Source organism: Mesorhizobium sp. (assembly GCF_004962925.1).
In the GTDB taxonomy this organism is placed as follows: Bacteria; Pseudomonadota; Alphaproteobacteria; order Rhizobiales; family Rhizobiaceae; genus Mesorhizobium.
Genome location: NZ_SUEO01000023.1, coordinates 22,291 through 46,809, shown reverse-complemented (window position 1 = coordinate 46,809; position 24,519 = coordinate 22,291). Strand labels below are relative to the sequence as shown.

Here is a 24,519-nt window from a genome sequence, read left to right as displayed (position 1 = left end):
CGGTCCATGCGGCCGAGCGACCGGCCTGGTGGCTGGAGGACAGGGCTGAAGCCGTGCGCGACATTGCCTGCTTCACTGGCTGAGCGGCTGCGCCGGCGCCAGCCTTGGCGACACCCGCCATGCCCGCGGCGAATGAGCCTGCACCGGACTGTCCGGATGTGGCTGTCGCAAGTCCCCAGGCGGTCGAGGCGCTGCCGGCGAGATGCGCGCCGCCACGCGCTGCGGCCGCAGACATCCGCCCCCCGGCATTGAGTGTGCCTGCTGCGCCACTCAATCCGGCGCGAGCACCCATGTAGCCGGCGGCCCCTAAACCAGCGGCTGCGAGACCTGTGCCGACAGCAGCACCTGCCCCGAGCTGCGGCGCGCCGGAAACAAGCCCTGTCGCGATACCCGGACCGAAAATCGACAGCCCCATCAGCGACAGAGCGCCCAGCACAAGCGACAGTGCATCCGTGATTGTCGGCTGATCCCCGCCAAAACCTTGGGTGAACTCGCCAAAGAGCCCCGAGCCAATGCCAACGATGACGGCGAGCACAAGGATCTTCACGCCTGAGGCGACGATGTTGCCGAGCACTTTTTCGGCGAGGAATGCGGTCCTGTTGAATAGCGCAAACGGGATAAGCACGAATCCGGCAAGCGTTGTCAGCTTGAACTCGACCAGCGTGACGAAGATCTGCACGGCCAGAATGAAGAAGGCGATGAGCACGATCGCCCAGGCGATCATCAGCACAGCGATCTGGACAAAGTTCTCGAAGAACGAGACGTAACCCATAAGCTGGCTGGCGGCTTCAAGGATCGGATTGCCGGCGTCGATGCCGACCTGCGCGACGCGTCCTGGCTGCAGCAGTGCCGATCCCGAAAGTGCCGATCCTCCGGCCTTCAGACCGAGCCCGGAAAAACTCTCAAAGACGATGCCGGCAACACGATTGAAATTGCCGATAATGAAGGCGAAGAAGCCGATATAGAGCGTCTTCTTCACCAGCCGATGCAGCACGTCCTCATCAGCGCCCCAGGCCCAGAACAGGCCGGCAAGCGTGATGTCAATGACGATCAGGGTGGAGGTAAGGAACGCCACCTCGCCGCCAAGCAGGCCAAACCCGGAATCGATGTAGCGGGCAAAAGTCTCGAGGAAACGGTCAATGACGCCGGTGTCGTTCATGGCGCCACCAACTTCGGGCGGAGTTCATCTTCCGCACCGGTCGCCGTCGACGGCCGTAGCGGTAGTACCCGGCTCAGGTCCTTCTCGATCGATGGTGCCGCGTATGGTGCCACGGGCCGGGATGGCCGCAGGAAACGCCGACGGTTCTCAGCCCAGGCTTTCCTGCAGGCCTCGTCAGCAATTGCGGCCATGCCGATTCCCCGGCATCGCTCGAGTTCGACGCTTGCCGGCTCGCCGCCCGGATACGCGGAGCGCGGGGAGGACGCGTCCTGCAAGCCGTTGCCGCGCAACGCCATGAAGGCGGCGGTCATGGCGGCGCCAAGGGCAAGAACGACTATCATCCGAGCGGCGATCTTGAGATCCATGACCTGCCTCAGTCGTGGAACATTTTTACGGATGAGGGGCTGTAGCTGCTGCCCGTCATGAAGCGGCTGAACTGTTCTCGTGCTTGCTCCTGCGCTGCCGCCTGCCCGGCCTTCTCCAACGCTTCCGCGCGACCCTGCGCAGCGAGCATTGCGGTGAGGTCCGCCACCTGCCTGGCCTGAACAGCGAGAAGCTGGTTACCGGCTTGCGTTGCCTGCAGCTCGCCGACGGCCGACTGGCTGGCATCAACCAGCGCGCTGGTCTGCTCTTGTGTCCCATCGATATTGCCGACGGCGACGGCTCCAGCCTTCACCGAATGCTCGAACGCCGACACCGAGGTCTGCCAGCGCTTGCGTGCACCATCGACAAGTTGTTGGCTCGAGAGGTCAGAGCCAAAATTCTCATAAGCGGACGTAAACTGGCTATCGATGTCCTGAACGCTATAGGCGAGTTTGTTGGCCTCGCCGAGCAGGGTCTTCATCTCGGAGAAATTGCCTTCGATCTGGTCAAGCATCGAGGTCGGCAGCGAGGTGAGGTTCTTCGCCTGGTTAATCAGCATCTGCGCCTCGTTCTGAAGCGAGGTGATCTGATTCTGGATCTGCTCGAGGGCTCGCGATGCCGAAAGCAGGTTCTCGGCGTAATTCCTGGGATCAAAAACGATGAACGCTGATGCCGGTGTCACTGACAGCGCAACTGTGGCAACAAGAGTACCGGCGGCAGCCATGCGGCGGATGCGGTGACGTGCAAGAACGGTTTTCATGAGGAAACCTCCTTTGTCGATTGGTCGATGACGTTGGTGAGATCGGGGATGAGGTCGGCCGCCCACGAGAGACCGCGATCGGCAAGCCAGGCCTTGAGGAAGTGTTCTCTGCCTCCCTCGGCAATGATCCGTTCGATCGCCGCCTGATCCGACTTCGAGGACGCAGCGCAGAGCGCCAGGGCTATCGGGCCGAGGCCGAGTTCGAACAGCCGGTTGCCGCGCCGCGACTGGCAGTAATAGTCGCGCTTTGGCGTCGCCCTGGCGACGATTTCGATCTGGCGATCGTTGAGGCCGAAGCGTCGGTAGATCTCGGCAATCTGTGGCTCGATGGCGCGATCGTTGGGCAGGAACAACCGAGTTGGGCAGCTTTCGACGATGGCCGGTGCGATCCTGCTGCCGTCAATGTCGGAGAGCGATTGCGTGGCGAAGATGACGGAGGCGTTCTTCTTGCGAAGAGTCTTCAACCATTCGCGAAGCTGATCGGCGAACCCGCCATCGTCGAGTGCCAGCCATCCCTCGTCGATGATCAGCAGCGTCGGCCTGCCGTCCATCCGCTGCTCGATGCGGTGGAATAGATAGGCAAGCACAGCCGGGGCCGCCCCTGTGCCGATCAGGCCTTCGGTCTCGAAGGCCTGGACCGAGGCCTCACCAAGACGCTCATGCTCGGCGTCGAGCAGCCGGCCATAGGGACCGCCGATGCAATAGGGCCGCAGCGCCTGCTTCAGCGGCGAGGACTGCAGCAGCACCGTCAGCCCGGTCAGCGTTCGTTCCTGAGCCGGCGCGGAGGCCAGCGACGTCAGTGCCGACCAGAGATATTCTCTGACCTCCGGCGTGATGGGAACGCCCTCTCGCAGAAGAATGTCGCCCAGCCATCCGGCCGCCCAGGCCCGCTCCGGCGTGTGATGGATGCGGCTGAGAGGCTGCAGCGAGACGGGGGCGACGTCGTCCGACAGATCGGCCAAGGAGAGCCGCGCAAGCGGATCATTCTGCCCCTGCTCGATCGATGCATTGCTGCCGAGATTGTGCCAGTCGCCGCCCATGGCGAGCATTGCGGCGCGAATCGAGCCGCCGAAATCGAAGGCAAATATCCGGTTGTTCTCGTAGCGTCGGAACTGCAGCGCCATCATCGCCAACAGCACCGACTTGCCGGCACCCGTCGGGCCGACGACGAGAGTATGGCCGACATCACCGACATGAAGCGAGAACCGGAACGGCGTAGCCCCTTCTGTCCTGGCAAAGAACAGCGGCGGCGCGCCAAAATGATCGTCTGTTTCGGGGCCTGCCCAGACAGCCGAAAGCGGCATCATATGGGCGAGGTTCAGGGTCGACAGCGGCGGTTGGCGGACATTCGCGTAAACATGGCCGGGAATACCGCCGAGCCATGCCTCGATGGCATTGACGCCTTCGACGATGCAGGTGAAGTCCCGCCCTTGAATGACTTTTTCCACCAGCCGAAGTTTCTCGTCGGCGATCGACTGATCGGCATCCCAGACAGCTACGGTGGTGGTGACGTAAGCTTCGCCGATCTGGTCGGAGCCGAGGTCCTGAAGGGCCGCATCCGCATCGGCCGCCTTGTTGGCAGCGTCCGTGTCGACGAGGACCGATGCCTCATTGGTCATCACCTCCTTGAGGATCGCAGCGACGGACTTCCTCTTGGCGAACCACTGGCGACGGATTTTCGTCAGCAGCCTGGTCGCGTCGGTTTTGTCGAGCATGATCGCCCGCGTCGACCAGCGATAGGCAAAGGCAAGCCGATTGAGGTCGTCGAGGATCCCCGGAAAGGTTGCTGTTGGGAAACCGGTGATGGTGAGCGTGCGTAGGTGAAACTCGCCTAGCCGAGGTTCCAATCCGCCGGCGAGCAGTTGATCGACCAGAAGCGCGTCGAGATGCATTGGCACCTCGGGAACACGGACACGATGGCGCTTGGTCGAGATGGTGGAGTGCAGATAGGTCAGCGTCTCCCCGTCATCGAGCCAGGCAGCTTCTGGAACGAGACCTTCGACCAGGTTCAGCACGCGGTCGGTGCGATCGACGAAACTTTTGAGGAACTCCCACGGATCGATCCCGGTCTTTTCCCGACCTTCGTAAAGCCAGCGCTCCGTCCGCGACGCCTCCTCGGTCGGCGGCAGCCAGACGAAGGTGAGGAAATAGCTGCTCTCGAACAGCACACCGGAGTCCTCGAACTGCTCGCGCCGTTCGATCTCAAGAAGTGCCGATGCGGAATCCGGGAACTGGCTGTTGGGATAGTCGGTGGCGGGATTACGCTGAGCCTCGACGAAAATCGCCCAGCCGGAGCCGAGACGGCGCAGCGCGCTGTTCAGCCGCGCCGTCGTGCCGACCAGTTCCGCTGGCGTGGCAGAATCCAGATCGGGACCGCGGAAGCGCGCCGTCCTTTGAAAGCTGCCATCCTTGTTGAGCACCACGCCCGGTGCGACCAGGGCCGCCCACGGCAGATAATCGGCAAGGTTCGTGCTCTTCTTGCGGTACTCGGCAAGGTTCATCATTGGGGGAAACCTCTCAGCAGCCGAAATATGTGGGATAGCGCAGGTGCCGGCGGACCACGTCGACGAACTGCGCATCGCGCTTGGCGGCCCAGACAGCCGCGAAATGGCCGATCGCCCAGATGACGAGACCGACGATCCACAGGCGAAGTCCCAGTCCGACCGCGCCGGCCAGCGTGCCGTTGGCGATGGCGACCGCGCGCGGCGCGCCACCGAGCAGGATCGGTTCGGTCAGCGCGCGATGGATCGGCGCGAAAAAGCCACTGACATCCTCCTCCATCAGATCAGCGCCCCGCCGCCGAAGGAGAAGAAGGACAGGAAGAACGAGCTAGCCGCGAAGGCGATCGACAGGCCGAACACGATCTGGATCAGGCGACGGAATCCGCCCGACGTGTCGCCGAAGGCCAGCGACAGGCCGGTGACGATAATGATGATCACCGCCACGATCTTGGCGACCGGTCCCTCGATCGATTCCAGGATTTGTTGAAGCGGCTCCTCCCAAGGCATGGAGGAGCCGGCCGCATGGGCAGGCGCGATCATCATGGCCGTGACCGCAGCAGTCGCAGCGACAAGCGGGAGCATCGCACCAAACCTAGGGATAGACGATGAAGTGAAGCGGATCGGATTCATTCTGAGGCTCCATGGGTGAGTGGGGATTCGAATTTGGTTCGGTCTCGAGCTTGGCTTCGAGCGTCCGGTAGTCGCCAGTGGCAGGATCGAGGCCGTCGACGAGTGCGATCTCAACCAGGCGTCGGGCCGAGCCATGGCCGGAGAGAACGGCAACAACGTCGATCGTTTCGGCAATGAGCGCGCGCGGGACGGCGACGACAGCTTCCTGCACGAGTTGTTCGAGACGGCGCAGGGCTCCAAGCACCGAACCGGCATGGATGGTGCCGATGCCGCCCGGGTGGCCGGTGCCCCATGCCTTTAAAAGATCGAGGGCCTCGGCGCCGCGCACCTCGCCGACGGGAATGCGATCGGGGCGAAGCCGCAACGACGACTTCACCAGATCGGAGAGTGAGGCGACACCATCCTTGGTGCGCAAGGCGACGAGGTTCGGCGCGGCACACTGGAGCTCGCGCGTGTCCTCAATCAGCACGATGCGCTCAACGGTCTTCGCGACTTCGGCCAGCAGCGCATTGACCAGCGTGGTCTTGCCGGTCGATGTGCCGCCGGCGACAAGCAAATTCTTGCGCTTCTCGACGGCGAGCCGCAGCACGTCGGCTTGGGCTTCCGTCATGATACCGGCGGCGACGTAATCTTGAAGGGTGAACACAGCGACGGCGGGCTTGCGGATGGCGAAGGTGGGTGCTGCCACAACAGGCGGGAGCAGGCCCTCGAAGCGCTCGCCCGTTTCCGGCAGTTCGGCCGAAACGAGAGGGCTACCGGGATGCACCTCGGCACCGACATGGTGCGCGACGAGGCGCACAATTCGCTCGCCATCGGCCGGGACAAGAACTAGGCCGGTGGCGACAAGTCCTTCCTGTAACCGATCGACCCAGAGCCGACCATCTGGGTTGAGCATCACCTCGACGATTGCGGGGTCTTCCAGGAAGCCCGCTATGGCGGACCCAAGCGCCGTGCGCAGCATCCGCGCGCCGCGCGACACCGCTTCACTGGCGAGATGATGATTGGTTGCCACGATGATCCCCGTTTGGTGCAGCGAACTGCTTCGTGCCGCGCTCGGGGATGATTAGAAGAGGCAGGAACAGCGGCCTTGCAACAAGCAAAATGGGGCGATCGGAATGCGACGTGAAGAGACTTGCGAAATGCGGCGCGGCCTGGTCAGTTTGCCCCCACCATCTATCCCGCCGTCAAGTAACCTACCCGCCGTAGAACATCCGATGTAATGCGGTCTGGGTGACGACCGACAAGCCTGGCGCGGCTGGACGATCGTCCCACTATGGGTGGCGTTCAAGTCCTGGTCGATGCGATACGACGGGTACGATCACAGGCGAAGCTTCGCCGCGCACTGATGCTTTGTTTTGCAAGCGCGCAGTTTCGTGAGCGGCGTGCAATGGTGCTCTATCGAAGCGGCATCGCTACCGGCCGCATTGGCGTTCCGTGTCAGTCGGCGGCCAAATCATCCGGCAGGAACGGGCCGATGTTGTAACCTTCGAGTTTGGCGCTCGACGCTTCGGCGGAAGCGAAGCTGAGGAGGGTCGCCGTTCCCGGCGTCACAGGAACGGCGTTTCCCGGTGGCAGATCGAGAAACTCGTGGCACGCAGCGCGCACCACGCCTTCATGAACCACGGCGAGCACATCTCCTGCCGCCCATGCCAGCCAGTCTCTCAATCCCGCCGCCACGCGTGCCCTGAACGCGCTCCAGGTCTCGCCCTTGATCGGCGTATAGGCTCCTGCCCGCCACGCGAGATATTCGCAGCTGTGGTCGGCGAGCAATTCCGATCTGGTGCGTCCGGTCCACTCGCCCATATCGATTTCACGCAACCTCCTGTCCGAGGGGGCGGTAGCGCAACCGATCAATGCGGCAGTGTGCCGGGCCTGACCGAGATCCGAGGAGACCACTGCCACCGGCATGAGCGCCCTCGCATATGGCGCGAAGTTGAGGGCCTGCTGGACGCCGTGTTCGGAGAGATCGGAGTTGTCATGCCCCTGAAGGCGCTGCTCGGCGTTCCACAGCGTTTCACCGTGACGCAACAATATCAGCCGCACCGGTCGCCCCCCTCGCGGTCACGCCGCCAGCCATAGGGCGGATGCGGGCTGCAATCCGACGTCGGCCGCGGTGCCCGTTTCAAGCAACGACGCGCCGGAATGGAACGGCTGGTCGACCAGCACCTCCGATGAGCCAATTTTGACGCCGTAGCGGACCGTGGCCCCGAGAAACTCTCGATGCACGATGGCCCCAGGCAAGTGGGCCGCGCCGTCGGCTGCTTTGCCGAGCGTCGCATACTGCGGTCGGAAAACCAGCTTGCCATTTGCCGGAACGCCCACGCCTTCCGGTATCGGCACGACGCCACCACCCTCCACCTCAAACGTCTTCGCGGCGCCAGAACCGCCGACTTTTCCATTCAGGATGTTGGCTGTCCCGAGAAAATTGGCGACGAACAGATTGGTCGGCTTTTCATACAGATCCATGGGTGTTCCGACCTGCTGTATCTGACCGTCGTTGAACACCGCTATGCGGTCGCAGATTGTGTTGGCCTCTTCCTGGTCGTGAGTGACAAAAATCGTGGTCAGGTGAAGCCGCTGTTGGAGATCGCGCAATTCGCGGCGTACCTGGACCCGCATCTTGGCATCCAGGTTGGAAAGAGGTTCGTCGAGAAGCAGGACTTTCGGCTCGATTGCGATGGTGCGTGCAACGGCGACGCGCTGCTGCTGGCCGCCGGAAAGCTGCGCAGGCCGGCGATCGGCGAGATGCCGCAACCCGACGAGGTCGAGCGCCGCGTAAACATTGCGGTCGATCTCGGCGCGCGGCAGCCGCCGTTCCTCAAGGCCGAACGCAACATTTTTCCTGACAGTGAGATGCGGCCACAAAGCATAGGACTGAAACACCATGCCGATATCGCGTTTCCAGGGCGGCGTGCCGAGTACGTCCTTTCCCGCGATCATCACTTGGCCATTGCGGGCCGTGTTGAAGCCGGCGATCAGCCTCAGCAGCGTGGTCTTGCCGCAACCCGATGGACCGAGAAAGGCGAAGAATTCACCTGGCCGGATGTCGAGGTTGACGTTCTTCAGCACGTGAAGATCGCCGTAAAACAGATCGACGTCGCGGATGTTGATTTCCTTGGCCGAGCCGGCAAGGCCGGTTTCAGTGACCGTTGCATCCATTGTTTTTCTCCTTTGGCTCACTTGGCCATTCCGTTTGCCTTCTGGCGCCGTTCGATAAGGTAGTGGGACAGAAGGGTGCAGAGCGCCACCATGACGACGGCGATGACACCGAGCGCGGCACCTGGGCCGCGGCCGGCAGGCGATTGCATGAAGACGTAAAGCCCGTAGGCGATCGGTGCGTCCGAATTGCTTTGGATCAGCATCAGCGTCGCCGACAATTCCACCGCCGCGGTGGAGAAGCTGGTAACGAAACCGGCGAGCAGGCCCCCCATCATCAGCGGCAGCACGATCCGTCTGACGGTGCGCAATTTAGTGGCGCCGAGATTTTCCGCGGCCTCCTCGAGCGATTCCGAAATCTGCTGGAGAGCCGCGTAACATGCGCGTAGCGCATAAGGCAGGCGGCGGATCGCAAGCGCGAGGACGACCATGACCCAGAGCGTCGCCAACGGCGTGCCATCAGGCAACGTGACGCCGTAGAAGGTGCGGAGATACCCGATGCCAAGCACGACGCCGGGGATGGCGAGTGCCGAGGTTGCGGCCCAGTCGAGCCAACGGCGACCGACGATCCTGGTCCGAAGCACGAGATAGGCGATGGCACCGCCGACGACCACGTCGATCAGGCCAGCGAGCGATGCATAGATCAGCGTGTTCTTGATGTAGAGCGAACTCTCCCCGAAGACGCGGCCGTAATGCGCCACGGTGAATGCATCCGGCAATGGGCTGAACGACCAGACCGTCGCGAGGGAGAGAAGCAGTAGGCCAATATGCGGCGACAGCACCAGAAGCAGGATAAGCATGACGACGCCATAGGCAACGACGCTTTCTCCAGTTCCGAGCTGGCGTCGCGACAGGCCGCCACCGCCGCGCTGAACGGTCGAATAGTCCTTGCCGCGCATGGTGATCGCCGACACCCACATGGCAAAGATCGACACCGCGATCAGAATGACCGAAATGACATATCCCATCGGATCGGTGAGGCCGACCGAGGTGACACGCAGATAGGCTTGCGGCGCCAGCATGTCCTTGACGTTGAGCAGCAGCGGCGTGGCGAGATCATCGAAGACTTTCACGAAGACCAGCGAGGCTCCGGCAAGATAGCCAGGCATGGCGAGCGGAAAGACGATGCGCCTGAACAGGCGAAATCCGGACGCGCCAAGATTCTGGGCGGCCTCTTCCATCGCACGGTCGATATTGCGCAGGCTGGTCGACAGGTTGATCAGGATGAATGGGAAATAGTGCAGTGATTGCACGAAGATGACGCCGTTCGGGCCGTCCATGAAAGGCAGCTTGAAGCCGCACCAGTCGTTGAGCAGCAGGTTCACCGTTCCGTTGCGGCCGAACAGCAACTGCATCGCCACCGCACCGACGAAGGGCGGCATGATCAACGGCACGAAACCCAGCGTCTGTATAACGATGGCGCCGCGAAATTCGAAGCGTGTGGTGAGTACCGCAAGCGGCAGCGCGAGCACCGTCGCCCAGATCACAGACATGCCTGAAACGTACACCGAGTTCCAGAACGAGCGGACGAACAGATCGGTGCCGAAGAAATCGAAGAAGTTGACGAAGGTAAACGTCCCGGTGCCTTTTTCCGTGAACGCTGCGTAGATGACCGTGCCTGCCGGAACGATGAGGAACACCCCCAGGAAGAGTGCGATCACCAGCACTGCCGCCGTTTGTCCTGGTCTCGACGATACACGCTGCGAGGGGCTGGAAAGGGCATAGGTCATGCTTGACTCCCGATGGAAGCTGCCGCCCGGCGACCGCGCTGTCACGCGTTCGGTCGCCCGGCGACGCCGCGAATGACGGTTGTACCGCTCTGGTGGCGCTGTCCGGAAACCGGACAGCCTTCGAGTGGCGCTACGCAGATTGCAGGCGCCGTTACTGGGTGAGCGCCAGTGCCTCTTCCGCCTTGGCCTTGGCAGCAGCGTATTTTTCAGTCGCAAAGGCTGCCCACTGCTGTTCGAGTTGGGCCTGGCGGGCCGCCTTCTGATCGCCGCCGGTGAAGGCGTCGCCGATCTCGGCGCTCGCCGCCTGCTCGGCGCTGATCGGCATTGCAGCAATCATGCCGCGTGCCTCGTCGAGCAGAGTCCGCGCTTGGGCATTCTCGCCAGCCGCCAAGGCGATTTCCGTGTCGTGGATGGCCCTCGTCGCGGCCTTCAGATTGTCGAGCTGAAAGGTGATGAGTTGATCGTAGAGCGTATCAACAACGTCGGTGCGCTTCTTCGAGACGTCGGCATCGAAGGAGACCATCGACTGGAAGCGGGCATCCTTGAACGGGTTCGGGAATCCCTCCGGCGCCTTTGCATAAAGTGCCGGATTGATCGGCAGCCGGCGGATCGAGGGTTCCAGAAGCACCGTTTGACCCGGCTCCGAAAGCAGATAGTTGATGAACGCCTCGGCGCCCTTCCGGTTCGGCGCGTTGGCGACGATCGCGACGTTGGCCGGGACCACCGTCGTCACCGACGGATAGGCGAAGCCGACCGGAAAGCCGGTGGCCTGGGCCGAAAAAGCGAAGAAGTCGATGACGACGCCGATGCCGGTCTGCCCCGAATTCACTGCATCCGGAACGCCAAAGGAGCGTTCGGTCACCTGCTGCAGATTACCGCCCATCGCCTTCAGCGTGCCCCAGCCCTTGTCCCACCCTTCGCCCTGTAGAATCGTCTCGATGGTCAGATGCGTCGTGCCCGAGCGCGACGGCGCCGCAATCGCGATGTGGTCGAAATATTCGGGCTTCTTCAAATCGCTCCATTCGGCCGGTTTCGCCAGGCCGTTGGCCTCGAGATAACGCTCGTTCCACATGATGCCGTACCCGGAAGCGGCGAAACCGAAATAGAACCCGTCCGGATCGTTGACATTGTAGGAACCGACCCTGTCGGGCAATCCGGTGACCGCCGGCGTGAATTTCGCCAACAGGTTCTTACCCTTCAAACTGTCGAAGGCATCGGGCGCCGACGCCCAGAACAAATCGACCTGGTTGTTGGCTTTGATCTCGTCGAGATATTTGACACCTGAGCTGGTGCTTTTGTTCTGCACATCTAGGGTGAAGCCGGGATTGGCAGCCTCGAAGCCGGCCTTCAAAGGATCTGTCACATCCTTGGAAAACGAGGTGACCACCGTCACCTTTCCGCCATCTTGCGCGTAGGCGTTCATCAATCCGGCAGCCGAAATCAGCATTGCCACGGCAATGGTCTTGAGCATGTCTTCTCCTCCGTTGGCCGCGCCCTTTAATGCGGCGGCTCGTTGAAAGAGGATTGCAACTGCCATGCCAGATGGAGGAAGCCCGCAAACGCGGGTTTTCCAGGTAAGTGATGGGTCACCAGGGTAACATCGACGGTGCTCCGATTGGGAAAGACCCGTAACGGCCCTGGCACTTATTCCGCCGCATTATCCATTCTGGCGGCGATGTCGAACTTGCGCATTTTCAGATAAAGCGTCTTGCGCGAGATGCCCAGGGCTTCTGCGGTCGCGCCGATTTTGCCGTCATGCGAAGAGAGTGCGTCGAGGATGACCAGGCGCTCGTGGCAATCGAGCTGAGCTTCCAGGGTGTCGGTTCGAGCCGCCGGAACGCGCGCACCGGTGCCGTCGGCGATAACCTCCTCCAGTCCGAGCACGAAACGCTCCGCAACATTACGCAATTCGCGCACATTGCCGGGCCAGGAACGAGCTGCGAGCTCCGACAGCCTTCCCGCATCGACTTTCGGCGCGACCCAGCCCTGTCGCTTCGCGGCGAGGTCGAGAAAATGATGGAACAGCAAAGCGACGTCCCCCCTGCGGTCACGCAGCGGCGGGATTTCAATGCGCGCGATGTCGAGGCGGTAGGCAAGGTCTTCACGGAATTTGCCTTCGGCGGCCAGCTCGTGAAGATTGTGCTTGGTGGCCGAGATGACGCGCATGTCGACCGGCAGCTCCTTGTTGGAACCGAGCCGCTCGATGGTGCGCTCCTGGAGCACTCTCAACAGCCGCACCTGTGCGGCGAGCGGCATGGACTCGATCTCGTCCAGGAACAGCGTTCCACCATGCGCATACTCGATTTTGCCGATGCGACGTTCGCGGGCGCCGGTGAAGGCGCCCGGCTCATGACCGAAAAGCTCGGACTCGAGCATGGCTTCTGGAATGGCACCGCAATTGACGGCGACAAAGCGGCCGTTCGCATGGCTGCCGAAATCGTGAATGGCACGCGCGGCGACCTCCTTGCCGGTCCCGGTCTCCCCGGTGATCAGCACGTCCGTTTTGGCGCCGGCGATGCGCGCCAGCGTATTGCGCATGGCAACCATCGTCGGTGAATGACCGATCACCCGCGTCTCCCATCCGTCCGGCAGCGAAGCCAGGCGAAGTCGTCGGTTTTCCAGGACGATGCGGCGGTGCTCGCGTGCGCGGCGAACCGATTCCACCAGATGGACCGGATCGGCGGGTTTTTCGATCAAATCCCACGCCCCGGCCCGCATCGCCTGCAGTGCCATCGGTACGTCGCCATGACCGGAGATCAAAATGACGGGTATTTCCACATCGATCTGCTTCGTCATGCTGACCAGATCGAAGCCGTCATGGTTCGGCATCCGCACATCTGAAACGATGATTGAAGTGCTGTCGGAACCGAGGCCGAAAAGCCCCTCCTCCACGGAGGCATGGGCGGCAACGGTCATCCCTTCCAGCTCAAGCGTCTGGCAATATGCCTGCAGCACCTCCGGATCGTCGTCGATCAGGATGACGTCATGCATCTTCATCTCTGGACCTCATCCAGCGTAACAAGAAACCGCGTACCACTGGCTCCAGTGTCCTTGACCGAGATCGTTCCGTTGAAATCCTTGACAATATTGTAGGAAATCGAGAGCCCCAGCCCAAGGCCCGAACCTGCGGACTTGGTGGTGAAGAAAGGGTCGAAGATGGAGTCGAGATCTCCCGGTGCGATACCGCAGCCCGAATCTCCGACCAAGAGAAATCCTTTCGCACCCTCCGCCCACGCCCGGATGCTCACCCGCCTGACTTCGCGCCCAGCCACCGCATCGAGGGCGTTGGCGATCAGATTGACCGCCACCTGTTCGAGCCGCACCGGCTCGGCCAACACTTGGAGTTTCGATTCCTTCGGCAGGGCCAGGTCAAGCTCGATCCCCTCCTCGTCGACACGATGGTCGAACAGGCTCAGCGCGTCCTCGACGATAGCGCCCAGATCGACCGGACCGAGATGCGAATCCGGCCGGCGGGTAAAACGCCTGAGATGGCTGATCTGCCCTCCCATGCGTGTCGCCAACGACTTGATCTTGTCGAGATTCCGAAACGCCTGATCTGCCTGACCACGCTCGATCAGCAGCATTCCGTTGTGCGAATGCGATCTGATTGCGGCAAGCGGCTGATTGAGCTCGTGGCCGATGCCGGCCGCCATCTGGCCAAGCGCTGCCAGTTTTGCCGACTGGATGAGTTCGTCGCGAGTCTGCCGGAAAATGTTCAGGGCGCGGGCGAGATCGCCAAGTTCGTCGCGGCCGCCCGACGGAACCGCCGTGCCGGAACGGCCGGCGCTGATATTGCCGGCGACGCCAGCAAGCAAGCGGATGCGCGCCAGAAGGTTTCGGTGCACATAGAAATATCCGATCGCGATAGCCAGCGTGACCGCCAGTATTGCGATTGCCAGAAGCAGCTTGCGGCCGGTGGCAATCGCCGTCTCCGCGCGAGCGGAAGCTTCGGCAGCACTTGCCTCGGTGGCAACGACTTCAGCCTCGATGCGGGCGCCAAGGTCCTGCACCAACCTTCGGTTTTCCGCCGCCAGCGTCTCCAGCCTGCTGGCTTCAGCCATCTCCGAGCGCTTGAGGTTTGGAATCCCGATGTGGACATCCGACTGCTTGAGGACGCGCTCCGCCAACTGGCGGACGGTGATGCTGTCCGGCCAGTCGGAGAGGCTGCGAATGCGGATTGCAAGATCATCAGCACTGTCTCCCAGGAAAGCATTTGTCTCCTGCAAGTCTTCAAGCGTGCCGATGTTCACCAGTCGGCCGATCAATCCCGTTGCCAGGTTTGCCTGCGATACAACTGTCAGCAGAGCTTCACTTTTCCTTTGCTCTTCGAGCAAGACCCCACTGTTGAAACCGGTATGGTCAGCCTCTGTCTCCATATTGAAGCGGACATCTTCGACGAGCGGATCGGCCTCCTCCAGCAAGTCGGCCTGAACCCAGCGGAGTTCGTCAACAGCCGAGCGCATTTCTTCAACCAGGGTAAAACGCTTGCCGGCAGCCAGATCGATCTGCTCCAGATTGCGGTGGACCGCGTCGGCCAGCGGCAGCAGACGATCATTGCCGACGCTGTTGTTGCCAGCCCCATCCAGCAGCGTTTGCAGCGCTTCCAGGCGTTCAGAATAGGATCGCCGTATTTCGGTGTAGGCGCCACGTGTCTGCGCACCGGCAAGGCTCGCCATTACCGCGTTGATGTCGGCCCCCGCCTTAGAAAGGCGTGTAGCAAAGGCGAGCTGCGGCATGTGCGCTTGGGCAATCTGCGACAATTCCCCTGCCAGCCGGACATAGGACAGCCATCCGACAAGGCACGCACCGACAGCCAAGCCGACGATCACGACGAAGGCGGTGACGAGCCGCGCACCAATGCCAAAACGCCATTTGCCCTCCGGCTCGGCTGCCCATTGTTTCGCCCCTGCCGGAATCACTGCCTCCATGGTTTGAAACCGGGCAGCGTATACTTGCTGGAGGCTTGGGACATAATCCGCTCGGCTTCGGCGAGATTATGCTCAACCGACGTGCGGACTGCGTCCAAGAACACCGCCTGTTCCGGAGGCAGGGGCAGGCCGCTTGGAATGTCGCTCAGGTCCGCAAGTTCGTTGTCGCCGGCCGCCTGTTCGCGCGGGACGGGCGCTCGGCCCAGATACTGCACCGCCTCGGCCAGTGCTCCTGCGAGTTCGCTGCCCGGATCGTTAATCGCCGCCAGCTCGGCGGCTTGCTTCCACAGCCTTGCGAGAGCAGCGCGTTTTCGCACGATATATTCGTCGAACACCAAATTGACCAACTGGTAGCGGCGGGCGGAAAGATTGGCGTCGAAGCGCATTCCACGCAGCAGCCCGGCGCCGGCGTGGAGAGCAATGCTATTCCGATCCGTTTTCCCAGCGAATTTGGGAAGCACAGGGATACGATTGATTTCCGGCTTCAGCAAAAGCTCCTGGCCCTCTGGCGACAGGGCAAAATCGACGAAACGCTCGGCTGCGGCCACGTTGCGGCTGCGCGCGAGGATGGCGATACTGGCCGGCACGAATACGGTATCGGGCGGCAGCACGAATTTCGTGCTGTCGGGGGGAAAATTTGGCGCAGAACCCAGGAAATCGATCGTGATGCCGACGCCAAAACGGCGCTGCGCGACACCTGAGGCGACACCGAAACTGCGTGCCGTTACGGTCGAAAGATTGCCACCAAGCCTTGACAGCAACGCCCAGCCGGCATCCCAGCCATATGTCTGAAGGATCGCTTCGACAATAAGGTGCGTGGTGCCGGAGCGGGAAGGCGCGCTGATGCCGACATGGCCGGAATAGATCGGCAAGGTCAGGTCCGACCAGGTTCTGGGAACCGGCAGCCGGTTCTCCGCAAGATAGGCTGGATTGTAGACAAAACCGTAGCCGGAAAGAGCAAAACCCAGATAGAAACCGTCCGGGTCATTCACAGGGTAGCCGGAAACCGTATCCGGCGCGCCTGTCGGCCGCGGCTCAGTTCGACGCAACTGGCCTTGCTGTTTCAACACCTCGAATGCGTCGGCCGCGGACGCCCAGAATATATCCGCCGGAACATCCGGCTTTTCCCGGATGAAACGCACCGCGCTTGCTGTGTTGCGCTGGACGATGGTTAGTTGAATGCCCGGATCCCTGGCCGAAAACGCCTTCTGAAACGGCTCGAAGAATGACGGCGGATAGGATGTGACGACGGTCAGGTTGCCTTTGTCGGTTTCCATCGCCGTTGCGGCACCGCACCACAGCAACAGTATTGCCAGCGCGCGCAGTTGCACCGACCAGCTGCAGCGCACTCTTATGCAAGCCGACTTTGATCCGCGCACAATCCTTATCCATTCGGCATGCAGTGGAAAATTCCTAGTGATCGTGGGTGCGGAGATATTTCTTCGCTCTTGTCCCAAACCAGCTGCAAACGGAAATCAACAGCCGCCAACAGTGCGAAATGCGACCTCGACCTGAGAGCTTCGGAGCGGCGGTGGCCTAATAAATCTTGAATGCGCCAACATTCTCCCGCGCCGCGACATCCGTGATCAGCATGTGCCCCGGTGTCTGTACGATCGCGAGTTCGAGCCTGGCGCCGGCCACCACGCTTTGAGCGGTGGCGCCACTGGCCCAGAATACCGGTACTTCGCCTTCCCGGACTTCGACAGCGTCGCCCCAATCCGGGTCCCCAATATCTTCGATGCCGATCACCCTGGGATCACCGACATGAATTGGCGCTCCGTGTGCGTGCGGAAAACGTGCGGTGACCGCACGCACGGTGTCGACCTGACTCAAGCGAACCGGGCGCATCGAAACCACCATATCGCCACCAAACACCCCAACTCGCGTCGTCCTGATCGAACTGCGGAACATCGGTGCCACCCTGTGCACGACAAAATTCCTGGGCGCGACGCCCCGCTCGATCAGGGCGTGCTCGAATGTCGATGACGAACCGAGCGCGAAGGCGGCAAGATCTTGCCGCCAGATGTCTAGGATATCCGGCTGCTGGCGGATCAGCTCGCCGAACCGATAGACCTCGTACTGAGGAATGTCGGTCCGGACGTCGACGTCGCCGAGCGTCGGCATCAACGGGCTGCCGGCGCGACCCACGGCCACCAGCGGACACGCTTTCGGATTGCTGATGCAGAACCGGTGAAAGTCGGAAGCGAAGCTGCGCGGCACGACGACCAGGCTTGCTTGCAATCTGCCGACAGCCAAGCCTCCGGTATGGCCTTCATAGGCCCCCAGCCTGATGATCCTGCGCAACCGGGCAACATCCACAAGGCGCAGGTCCTCGTAGATCGGCGGCAACAGGCGAGCGATCGATTCCACACGCGCCTCCCTGTCATGGACGCATTCTTGTCCTGTCATGGACGCATTGGTGATGCAGGATCGGCTGGCGACCAGCGGACTGTCAAATCGTCAGAATTTTCTCTGGTCGATAAATCCAGTTTATTACCGGGTACCGCTAATATAAATCCGACGTTGCTGTTTTTGGCACAAACAAAGCCAGCCGAATGGACCAAGATCACAGGCAGTCGCGGCAGCCAATGGCCTCGATTTGCTGCGTGACATCATTGAGGAAACCGAGGTCGCGGCTCATATAGGCAATCAGGAAGGCAGCGTAGAGCACCAGGACGAGGCTGAAAACCAGCGTCTTCACAATAAGCGACAGCGCGAAGATGTTGAGATGGGGTGAGGCGCGCGCGAGAAACGCCAGGACCAGATCGGAAAGCAGCATGCAGATGATGAGCGGAAACACCATCGTGAGCGCCATTGTCAGCACCTGAGTGAGCAAGCCGAGGAAGACCGTTGCTGCCTCCTCGCTGAAAACCGGCAACAGGCGGTCGATGGGCCACAGGCTGTAGCTGTCATAGAAACTGTTCAAGGTCAGTTCCAGCCCGCCGGCAGCAAGATAGAGCGCCACCATGATGATCGCGAGAAAGGTGCCTGTGGTGCTGGTTTCGTGGGTCATCATCGGGTCGATCAGCGAGCCCATTGTGGAGCCGCGCTGAAGGTCGAGTATCTCGCCAGCGGCTTCGGCGGCCCAGAAGGGAATTCCCATCGCGATGCCGAGCGTAGCGCCGACGAGAACTTCCTTCAGCATGAAGGCGAGGACCATCGCCAAGGTCAGGTCCGAGCGTCCGAGCACGTCGGCGATCATTGGGATCAACGGAAGCGCGAGCGCCAGCGCCACGCCATTGCGCAGCACGCCCGTCAGCCGCACACGCGAGAATAGCGGCATCAACAGCATCAGACCGGCCATCCGAGCCAGCGCGAAAGCCGCAGCAAGAATATAGACTTGGAATTCCTGCAATACCGCGACGATCGGATCCATCTTCAGCGTGTAATGACCGGGAATTCGTCCAGCGCCGTGGAGGCCTGTTGGGCAATCTGCTGGCCGAGCAGCGGCCCGAACAGCAGGATGACGACCATGATCACCACCAGCTTGATCGTCTGGGGCAACGACTGATCCTGGATTTGGGTAAGCGCCTGGGCGAGGCCGACCACAAGGCCGATCACCAGCGCCGCGACGATTGCTGGCGCCGAGGCGAACAGGATAGTCAGCAGGGTACCTTGGACCTTGGCCAGCAGGATGTCATCGGCCATGGCGCGTGATCCCCGTGAATGCAGCGGCCGCGTCACCCATAGCTCAGTATTAGCCCGTGCATGAGCCGGGACCAGCCATCGATCGCGACGAAGAGGAACAACTTCAAAGGAACGGAAATGAGCACCGGCGATACCATGATCATGCCGAGCGTCATGAGGATATTTGCGACAACCATGTCGACGATGAGGAACGGCAGGTAGAGCAGAAAGCCGATCTCGAAGGCGCGGGTAAGTTCGGACGCAACGAAGGCGGGCACGAGAATGGAAAGATCATCATCGCGAAGGTTTTCGCGCGCATGTTCTGGCCACAGCCGGTTGGTGCCTGAGAGGAAGAACTGCCGCTCCTCCGGCTGAGTGAAGCGTATCAGGTGCTGTTTCAGCGGCTCTCGCATCAGTTGTGCCGCATTTGCGATGTCATCGGCCGTCTGGAGTTGGATCTGTCCCTCTTCGAAGCGTCGCGACATCTCGCTGATCAGCGGCATCGTCACGTAGACAGTGAGAACCAGCGCAATGCCGTAGAGCACCATGTTCGGCGGCATTTGCTGAACGCCAAGGGCATTGCGGATCAAGAACAGCACGACGGAGATCTTGAGGAACCCGGTCATCGTGACCACGACGAGCGGCAGCAGGCCAACAAGGCCCACCGCGACCAGAATGCCAAGCAGGTTGGGCGAGCTTTCAAGCATTGCCGAACATGCCGAAGAGACGCACGCCGAGACTTTCGCCGATCCGCACGATCTCTCCGCGTCCGACACGTTTGCCGTTGGCAATGACGTCCACTGTCTCGCTCTCCAGCCCGGGGAGCGGCACGATCGTGCCGGCCCCCAGCTGCCTGATCTCACCAATCGGCAGCGTGGTACGGCCGAGTTCGAAAACCAGCGACACCGGCAGGTCGTCCAACGCGGCATCATCGAGTGTTTGCACGGCATCCGGAGCCGTCTTCTGGTTCATAATCCACTCCCATCTTGATCCGTTGAATTGACAGGGCGAAGCCATCAGGCGGGGACCGGCATCGATCAGCTCGACAGGTGCGACCAAGCGCTCTCCGATCACCAGCAGCGCCGTCGACCCATTGCCATCCAAAAGCACGACGTCGCCCGGCCGAAGGCTCTGCAATTCACCGATGCTGACCTCGACCGCCCCACGCCAAAGACCGACGAGTACCGGAACCTTGTCCGGCAACGATGCGCCCTCGCCCGAAATTGCATTGAGAAGCTCGGCAAGAGCAGCAGCATGGCCGGCATTCTCGAAGCGGAGAGCGCAGGAAAACGCCACTTCGCTGCTGTTGACGACGAACCCAAAAGGCGGCGATGCCGTCTTGTTTCTGCCATTCACCGATTCCAACGCGATCGCTTCCCCGAGCTTTGCCTCCAGCCAAGACAGCTCACCGGCGAGGAAGGATTCCAGAAGCAGCGCCGCGTGCCCGGGCGCAATGCGCTCGAGGTCTACGGTGGGGTCGGCCTGCACCAGCCATTTGTCGATCTGCGCCCGCGGCAGCTCCAACGATGCCTTGGAACCTGCGATCTCGACGCCAATCTTGCTGCTTGGTTCGTGTCCGACGAGCAGTGGCCAGACAGCCTCGATCGTCACGGATTCGGCAGCCACGGCTATCTCGACTGGCCGACGGCGGCGATAGAAGGCGTTCAACACGTCGAGATAGATCGCCGCGACCTGTGTCAGCTCAAGCGGTTCTCCGCGAGACATCCGGGTTGCCGATACCTTGGAAGTCGCTCTCTTTTTTTGTGGCGTGGACTGAAGCATCAGCGGCTCACGACGCGCGAGGTCAGCATTCCGCCACGGTCGTCTTCATCGCCCAGTTCGGTGATGGCCGTCTGCCGGCCCACCGCCCGGCGGGTTAATTGCTCCAGCAACCTGTCCAGTTTGGTGACCGCCTTGAAATGCGAATGGTGACGGCGCCACGCTTCCGCAAGGTCCGCATTGCACTTTTCCTCCGCCGCGCCTGCTGCCCTGCGGCTGTCTTCAAGCTGCATTGCTTCTGCGGCCGCCTTGTCGAATTTTCCTTGTAACCGGTGGAGGATCGGCATGGTCACCGGTTGGCCGATCATTGCGTCGAATGCGGCCTGCTCATCGGCGACGGCCCGCCGGCGATGCGCCGCAATCGCGTCAGCCGTTTGCTGCACGTGGCTTGCCGCGCGTCTGGCTTCAGCCTGACGTCGAATGACCATTTTCTCCGAACGTTGCTCGCGCCGCTGACGCAGATCCCGCAGCCGGGAGATCATTTCATGCTCTTTCATCGACGATCTCCCGCATCCACTGTTGCGTCTTTTCCATCGGCTCATGGGTGGCCGACGATTGCCGCAGAAAGGCATTAATACTGCCGATTTTGGCCACCGCCTCGTCGGCAACAGGATCGCTGCCTTTTTCGTATTCACCGATCCGCAGCAACAGCTCGATGTCGGCGTAGCGAGCGATCAACTCGCGAAGGCGCCCGGCCTGCGCTCGCTGCCGGGGCGACACCACAGTATCCATGAGGCGGCTGCGGCTGCGCGTTATGTCAATCGCCGGGAAGTGATTGCGTTGAGCAAGTTCGTTGGACAGGAACACATGGCCGTCGAGGAGCGCCTGGACTTCCTCCGCAACAGGATCCATGGCGCCGTCGCCCTCCATGAGCACGCTGTAGAGACCGGTGATCGAACCGATCTTGCCGGGACCGGAACGTTCGAGCAGCCGTGGCAGTGCCGCAAACAGCGAGGGCGGAAAACCGCGGCGCGTCGGCGGCTCGCCCGAAGCCAGGCCTATCTCGCGCTGCGCGCGCGCAAACCGGGTGATGTTGTCCATGGCCAAAAGGACGTGCTTGCCCTGATCCCGGAAGTATTCGGCGATCGTGGTCGCGACGTACGCCGCTTTCACACGCTCGATTGCCGGCCGATCTGAGGTCGCCACGACAACAACGGCGCGCGCCAAGCCCTCAGGCCCAAGATGGCGTTCGACGAATTCGCGCACCTCGCGTCCGCGTTCGCCAACCAGCGCGACCACGGCAACGTCGGCATTCGTACCGCTCACGATATCGGAAAGCAGGATCGACTTGCCTACTCCGGGTTCGCCGAAGATGCCGACACGCTGCCCACGCGCACAGGTCAGCAAACCATCGAGCGCACGAATGCCGAGTTGGATCGGCTCGGTGATCATCGCGCGCTCCAGCGGCGATGGCGGGTAGGCATTGACCGGATAGTGGGAAACAATGCCGTCTGGCGACAGGGCGCGGCCATCGAGCGGCTCTCCAAGCGCGCTGATGACCCGACCGAGCAAACCCGGCCCCACCGGGACTTGCAGATTTTTTCCGGTCGGAATCACTTCAGTCAGACTGGACAGGCCGGCAAGGTCCCCAAGCGGAACCAGGACGGCGGATTCGTCGAGCAGGCCGATTACCTCGGCCTTCGTCCTCAATCCTGTCCTCGGATCGACGAGTTCGCAGATTTCGCCGAGCCGAACCTCTTCGACTGTCGCCTGGATGACGACACCCGTTACGCGCCGCACACGCCCCTTTCGAGGTCTGCTGGTGTCCTCGCGCAATCCCTCTCGCAGATTGGGAACAATCCTGGCAAGCTTGCTGTCGATGCTATCGGCGATCGTGCCAGTCATGCCCGCTCCTTTCCCGCCACTGCGGACGTGATGGCGGCGAGTTGAGCTTCGATGCTGGCATCGATGACAGCTACGTCGGTGGTGACGAGGCAGGTGCCTTCGGCAAGTTTGCTGTCTGCGTTAATTTCGATTGTAAAGCCCACATCGCTGTCGCGCAGGACCGCATCCAATTCGTCCCTAACGATGGCCACCGCATTGGGGTGCACGGATATTTTCAGATACTTCGCCCGACGGACCTCCGCGACGGCTTGACGAGCCGCTTTGGCGACGAGAGTTGTGACGTCGAATTCGCCAAGCATGCGCTGCACCACATCGAGAGCCAGGTCGATCACTTCCTGCTCCAGCGTTCCAAGGTAGCGATCCACCTTGACGGCGGTCTCACTGACCAAGCGTGCGGCTTCCGTGCTGCCTGCGGCTATGCCGTCTTCGTAGCCCTGGGCGTACTCGCTGGCGTAGACCTTGCGCGCGGCGTCCCGCAACTCATCCGCCTCGCGTCGCGCTGCTTCGAGAAAGGCATAGCCGTCACACCACGCTGCGGCTTCGGCCGCACGCAGGATGACGCCGCGCGGCCGCGCGGGCAAATCCTGGTTCGTTGCGGCTTCGCCTGCCATCACGCCGCACCTGCCGCCCGCCGAACGATCGCCGCTCCGGTATCCGCGAAGGGCGCGTCTGGAAGCCTGTCAACAAGATCGTCGGGTGGCAGCTTTAGAAGCACGCGGCGTCCGACCGATGCGGGCGCGGCGTGGCACCACGCACCGATGCATCGCCATCCGTCCGCAAAGACACGGTCGCGAATGCCGTCCAACGGATCGAGCGGCCGTGCTGGTCCCGCCAGATCGCGGTGTGTCATCGCGAAAGTACAAAGCGCTTCGCCAAGCTGTTCGTGCAACGCCGCCGTCGTATGCCCAAGGATGCTGCCGGCGAAGCTGCCCGACCAATAGATGGCGCCGGCGCGAAACGCGGTCTGTTCGAGTTGCTCGGCAGACGACAGCGCTATCGTCGCATCAAGCTCCTCGACCTCCTCGCCCTCTGGCATGGAAGCGTCGAGCCGGTAATGATCCAGCAGCAGCGCCGAAAGTCTGGAGCGCAGCCTCTGCGTGCGCAGCATGCGCTCGCAGGCATCCTCACCGATTGCACCCTCGAAGCATTCCGCCAACCGTCGCGGCTCGGCATAGTCGGCCGGCCATTCTAGAAATGATCGCCATTCGATACTGTGGCGTGGCGCAGTCGAGATCGATCCGCTCATGTTTTCTTCACGGACAGCGGTGTTTCGAGCGCATAAACGCCGCGCGGCCGGTTCCAATGGAGATAGACGAGCCTGCCGGCAAGCGCGATCACTGCGGCACACAATCCGTAGAACAGCCACATCGCCGCGACGAGGCTGTCCGGATGCAGCCAAAGCCCGAGAAATGTCGCGAAACCAGTGTCGCCGGATGCCGGGCTGAGTGCCGCCGCCTCGACGGGAACCAGCACCACTGAAACTTTGTCGTAGGTCAGCCCGGAGATGCCGTTGGCCACAAGCATCTTCACTTGCGGTATCAGGTCGTTCATCGATGTCGACACGCGATGCCGAATGAAAACTGAAGCCGAGGACGGCACCAATCGCTGCCTTAGCGGGTCGTTCTCCGGCAGCACCAGATGAACGCGCGCGGAAAGCACGCCATCGATGTCCGAGATCGTACGCGACAGTTCCTGGCTGAGACCATAGATCATCGCCGCCCGCTCCTCGACTGGCGATGATACGAGGCCGTCTCTCTTGAACACCTCGCCCAGCGTGGCGAACTCCTGTTTAGGGAGCCCGCTCTCGTCGAGAATAGCCATCGCGTCGGCAAAGCGGCCCTTCTGCACCGAGACCGTCATCGTGCCGCTTTTGTCCGACTGGCGTTGCGCTGGGATGCCGTGGCGCATCAGTGTTGCAACGATCTCGTTCGCCTGACGCTGGTCGAGGCCAGTGTAGAGTTCGACCGAGCAGGCCTGCAGGAGCAGCATGCTCAGAATAACGACTGCCAGGCGGCACAATGCGCGGCACTGCTTCAAGGTC

24 protein-coding genes are annotated in these 24,519 nt (G+C 61.8%); all 24 read right to left on the bottom strand.

Annotation, left to right across the window (positions count from 1 at the left end):
* Positions 1-1,159 (bottom strand): P-type conjugative transfer protein TrbL (gene trbL / locus E5W87_RS07885; RefSeq protein WP_292395605.1); only part of this gene is annotated, 1,159 nt, incomplete at its 3' end.
* On the bottom strand, positions 1,156-1,524 hold the full coding sequence (gene trbK-alt, locus E5W87_RS07880; RefSeq protein ID WP_292395603.1) for a putative entry exclusion protein TrbK-alt: 369 nt from the start codon (positions 1,522-1,524) through the stop codon (positions 1,156-1,158). The genes trbK-alt and trbL, both read right to left, overlap by 4 nt.
* Before the next feature lie 8 nt (positions 1,525-1,532).
* Entirely contained in the window at positions 1,533-2,246 is a 714-nt protein-coding gene (trbJ, locus tag E5W87_RS07875) for a P-type conjugative transfer protein TrbJ (RefSeq protein WP_292395609.1), read from the bottom strand.
* Between the two features lie 32 nt (positions 2,247-2,278).
* Positions 2,279-4,786 carry a conjugal transfer protein TrbE gene (trbE, locus tag E5W87_RS07870; RefSeq protein WP_292395600.1) on the bottom strand — a complete coding sequence of 836 codons (2,508 nt, stop codon included), beginning with the start codon at positions 4,784-4,786 and terminating at the stop codon, positions 2,279-2,281.
* Positions 4,787-4,799: 13 nt separating this feature from the next.
* The gene (locus E5W87_RS07865; protein ID WP_292395598.1) at positions 4,800-5,063 is read right to left on the bottom strand and encodes a VirB3 family type IV secretion system protein; all 264 of its coding nucleotides are present in this window, start codon (positions 5,061-5,063) and stop codon (positions 4,800-4,802) included.
* Entirely contained in the window at positions 5,063-5,365 is a 303-nt protein-coding gene (locus E5W87_RS07860) for a TrbC/VirB2 family protein (RefSeq protein WP_128242396.1), read from the bottom strand. The genes E5W87_RS07865 and E5W87_RS07860 overlap by 1 nt, the downstream gene beginning before the upstream one ends.
* Before the next feature lie 10 nt (positions 5,366-5,375).
* A complete protein-coding gene (gene trbB / locus E5W87_RS07855; protein ID WP_292395607.1) occupies positions 5,376-6,374 on the bottom strand; it encodes a P-type conjugative transfer ATPase TrbB in 999 nt (332 codons plus the stop codon).
* A 476-nt stretch (positions 6,375-6,850) separates the two neighbouring features.
* Positions 6,851-7,456, bottom strand: a complete 606-nt coding sequence (locus tag E5W87_RS07850) for a histidine phosphatase family protein (RefSeq protein ID WP_292395595.1) — start codon at positions 7,454-7,456, stop codon at positions 6,851-6,853.
* A gap of 18 nt (positions 7,457-7,474) precedes the next feature.
* The gene (locus E5W87_RS07845) at positions 7,475-8,572 is read right to left on the bottom strand and encodes an ABC transporter ATP-binding protein (protein WP_292395593.1); all 1,098 of its coding nucleotides are present in this window, start codon (positions 8,570-8,572) and stop codon (positions 7,475-7,477) included.
* 17 nt (positions 8,573-8,589) lie between these two features.
* Complete coding sequence (locus tag E5W87_RS07840) at positions 8,590-10,299, bottom strand: iron ABC transporter permease (protein ID WP_292395591.1); 1,710 nt, start codon at positions 10,297-10,299, stop codon at positions 8,590-8,592.
* 151 nt (positions 10,300-10,450) lie between these two features.
* Positions 10,451-11,770 carry an extracellular solute-binding protein gene (locus tag E5W87_RS07835; protein ID WP_292395589.1) on the bottom strand — a complete coding sequence of 440 codons (1,320 nt, stop codon included), beginning with the start codon at positions 11,768-11,770 and terminating at the stop codon, positions 10,451-10,453.
* A gap of 173 nt (positions 11,771-11,943) precedes the next feature.
* Positions 11,944-13,296, bottom strand: a complete 1,353-nt coding sequence (locus E5W87_RS07830; RefSeq protein ID WP_292395587.1) for a sigma-54 dependent transcriptional regulator — start codon at positions 13,294-13,296, stop codon at positions 11,944-11,946.
* A complete protein-coding gene (locus E5W87_RS07825) occupies positions 13,293-15,227 on the bottom strand; it encodes an ATP-binding protein (RefSeq protein WP_292395585.1) in 1,935 nt (644 codons plus the stop codon). Before E5W87_RS07825 ends, E5W87_RS07830 begins: the two co-directional genes overlap by 4 nt.
* A complete protein-coding gene (locus E5W87_RS07820; RefSeq protein WP_292395582.1) occupies positions 15,215-16,558 on the bottom strand; it encodes an extracellular solute-binding protein in 1,344 nt (447 codons plus the stop codon). The genes E5W87_RS07825 and E5W87_RS07820 overlap by 13 nt, the downstream gene beginning before the upstream one ends.
* A 205-nt stretch (positions 16,559-16,763) precedes the next feature.
* Positions 16,764-17,597 (bottom strand): DUF1445 domain-containing protein, encoded by an 834-nt coding sequence (locus tag E5W87_RS07815; protein ID WP_292395580.1) that lies wholly within the window; start codon positions 17,595-17,597, stop codon positions 16,764-16,766.
* Positions 17,598-17,793: 196 nt separating this feature from the next.
* Complete coding sequence (gene sctT, locus E5W87_RS07810; protein ID WP_292395578.1) at positions 17,794-18,603, bottom strand: type III secretion system export apparatus subunit SctT; 810 nt, start codon at positions 18,601-18,603, stop codon at positions 17,794-17,796.
* A gap of 2 nt (positions 18,604-18,605) precedes the next feature.
* Positions 18,606-18,875, bottom strand: a complete 270-nt coding sequence (locus E5W87_RS07805) for a flagellar biosynthetic protein FliQ (protein ID WP_292395576.1) — start codon at positions 18,873-18,875, stop codon at positions 18,606-18,608.
* 32 nt (positions 18,876-18,907) lie between these two features.
* Positions 18,908-19,561, bottom strand: coding sequence for a type III secretion system export apparatus subunit SctR (sctR, locus tag E5W87_RS07800; RefSeq protein WP_128242405.1), 654 nt, complete (start codon positions 19,559-19,561; stop codon positions 18,908-18,910).
* A complete protein-coding gene (gene sctQ / locus E5W87_RS07795) occupies positions 19,554-20,579 on the bottom strand; it encodes a type III secretion system cytoplasmic ring protein SctQ (protein ID WP_292395574.1) in 1,026 nt (341 codons plus the stop codon). The genes sctR and sctQ overlap by 8 nt, the downstream gene beginning before the upstream one ends.
* Positions 20,580-20,635: 56 nt before the next feature.
* A complete protein-coding gene (locus E5W87_RS07790; protein WP_292395572.1) occupies positions 20,636-21,130 on the bottom strand; it encodes a YscO family type III secretion system apparatus protein in 495 nt (164 codons plus the stop codon).
* Entirely contained in the window at positions 21,117-22,478 is a 1,362-nt protein-coding gene (locus E5W87_RS07785; RefSeq protein ID WP_292395570.1) for a FliI/YscN family ATPase, read from the bottom strand. The genes E5W87_RS07790 and E5W87_RS07785 overlap by 14 nt, the downstream gene beginning before the upstream one ends.
* Positions 22,475-23,089, bottom strand: coding sequence for a type III secretion system stator protein SctL (sctL, locus tag E5W87_RS07780; protein ID WP_292395568.1), 615 nt, complete (start codon positions 23,087-23,089; stop codon positions 22,475-22,477). The genes E5W87_RS07785 and sctL overlap by 4 nt, the downstream gene beginning before the upstream one ends.
* Entirely contained in the window at positions 23,089-23,724 is a 636-nt protein-coding gene (locus tag E5W87_RS07775) for a SctK family type III secretion system sorting platform protein (RefSeq protein ID WP_292395565.1), read from the bottom strand. The genes sctL and E5W87_RS07775 overlap by 1 nt, the downstream gene beginning before the upstream one ends.
* Complete coding sequence (gene sctJ / locus E5W87_RS07770) at positions 23,721-24,497, bottom strand: type III secretion system inner membrane ring lipoprotein SctJ (protein WP_292395563.1); 777 nt, start codon at positions 24,495-24,497, stop codon at positions 23,721-23,723. The genes E5W87_RS07775 and sctJ overlap by 4 nt, the downstream gene beginning before the upstream one ends.
* Positions 24,498-24,519 lie beyond the last annotated feature (22 nt).

Coding starts and splice junctions, on each gene's coding strand:
- sctR (WP_128242405.1), bottom strand. CDS start 19,561: ATGCTTGAAAGCTCGCCCAACCTGCTTGGCATTCTGGTCGCGGTGGGC.
- sctT (WP_292395578.1), bottom strand. CDS start 18,603: ATGGATCCGATCGTCGCGGTATTGCAGGAATTCCAAGTCTATATTCTT.
- E5W87_RS07785 (WP_292395570.1), bottom strand. CDS start 22,478: ATGACTGGCACGATCGCCGATAGCATCGACAGCAAGCTTGCCAGGATT.
- E5W87_RS07790 (WP_292395572.1), bottom strand. CDS start 21,130: ATGAAAGAGCATGAAATGATCTCCCGGCTGCGGGATCTGCGTCAGCGG.
- trbB (WP_292395607.1), bottom strand. CDS start 6,374: ATGCTGCGCACGGCGCTTGGGTCCGCCATAGCGGGCTTCCTGGAAGAC.
- E5W87_RS07830 (WP_292395587.1), bottom strand. CDS start 13,296: ATGAAGATGCATGACGTCATCCTGATCGACGACGATCCGGAGGTGCTG.
- trbJ (WP_292395609.1), bottom strand. CDS start 2,246: ATGGCTGCCGCCGGTACTCTTGTTGCCACAGTTGCGCTGTCAGTGACA.
- sctQ (WP_292395574.1), bottom strand. CDS start 20,579: ATGTCTCGCGGAGAACCGCTTGAGCTGACACAGGTCGCGGCGATCTAT.
- E5W87_RS07825 (WP_292395585.1), bottom strand. CDS start 15,227: ATGGAGGCAGTGATTCCGGCAGGGGCGAAACAATGGGCAGCCGAGCCG.
- E5W87_RS07865 (WP_292395598.1), bottom strand. CDS start 5,063: ATGGAGGAGGATGTCAGTGGCTTTTTCGCGCCGATCCATCGCGCGCTG.
- E5W87_RS07845 (WP_292395593.1), bottom strand. CDS start 8,572: ATGGATGCAACGGTCACTGAAACCGGCCTTGCCGGCTCGGCCAAGGAA.
- trbK-alt (WP_292395603.1), bottom strand. CDS start 1,524: ATGGATCTCAAGATCGCCGCTCGGATGATAGTCGTTCTTGCCCTTGGC.
- E5W87_RS07840 (WP_292395591.1), bottom strand. CDS start 10,299: ATGACCTATGCCCTTTCCAGCCCCTCGCAGCGTGTATCGTCGAGACCA.
- E5W87_RS07835 (WP_292395589.1), bottom strand. CDS start 11,770: ATGCTCAAGACCATTGCCGTGGCAATGCTGATTTCGGCTGCCGGATTG.
- E5W87_RS07775 (WP_292395565.1), bottom strand. CDS start 23,724: ATGAGCGGATCGATCTCGACTGCGCCACGCCACAGTATCGAATGGCGA.
- sctL (WP_292395568.1), bottom strand. CDS start 23,089: ATGGCAGGCGAAGCCGCAACGAACCAGGATTTGCCCGCGCGGCCGCGC.
- trbE (WP_292395600.1), bottom strand. CDS start 4,786: ATGATGAACCTTGCCGAGTACCGCAAGAAGAGCACGAACCTTGCCGAT.
- E5W87_RS07805 (WP_292395576.1), bottom strand. CDS start 18,875: ATGGCCGATGACATCCTGCTGGCCAAGGTCCAAGGTACCCTGCTGACT.
- E5W87_RS07860 (WP_128242396.1), bottom strand. CDS start 5,365: ATGCTCCCGCTTGTCGCTGCGACTGCTGCGGTCACGGCCATGATGATC.